This window comes from Rhizobacter sp. P2_H2, from assembly GCF_056403375.1.
In genome coordinates, this window is the sequence record NZ_JBFUFP010001675.1 from 1 (window position 1) to 750 (window position 750).

Sequence of the window (750 nt, forward strand, 5' to 3'; positions counted from 1 at the left end):
ACGACCTCGGCGCGATCCCGCTGAAGGCGCTGATCGCTCGCAACACGCGTGTCGACTGGGAGGCTGTCGACGATGTGCTGTTCGGCTGCGCGAACCAGGCCGGCGAGGACAACCGCAACGTGGCGCGCATGTCGGCGCTGCTGGCCGGCCTGCCGATCGGCGTGCCGGGCATGACGATCAACCGGCTGTGCGGCTCGGGGATGGACGCGGTGGGCAGCGCGGCGCGCGCGATCCGCAGCGGCGAGGCCGGCCTGATGATCGCCGGCGGCGTCGAGAGCATGAGCCGCGCGCCGTTCGTGATGCCGAAGGCCGAGAGCGCGTTCAGCCGCAGCACCGCGATCCACGACACGACGATCGGCTGGCGCTTCGTCAACAAGCTGATGAAGGAGATGCACGGCGTCGATTCGATGCCCGAGACGGCGGAGAACGTGGCCGCCGATTTCGGCATCGGGCGCGACGCGCAGGACCGGATGGCGCTGGCGTCGCAGCTGAAGGCGGTCGCGGCGCAGCAGGCCGGCTTCTTCGACGCCGAGATCACGCCGGTGACGATCGCGCAGAAGAAGGACGAGGCGCTCGTCGTGAAGCAGGACGAGCACCCGCGCGAGACCTCGCTCGACGCACTCGCGAAGCTGAAGGGCGTGGTGCGGCCCGACGGCACGGTGACGGCCGGCAATGCCTCGGGCGTCAACGACGGCGCCTGCGCGCTGCTGCTGGCGAGCGAGGCGGCCGCGGCGCGCCACGGCCTGACGC

Annotated in this window: 1 protein-coding gene; it reads left to right on the forward strand. The window is 71.5% G+C overall.

Annotated features, from left to right (window positions below):
* Positions 1-750: thiolase family protein (locus AC1D15_RS35545; protein ID WP_477829789.1), on the forward strand; the 750-nt coding region annotated here is incomplete at both ends.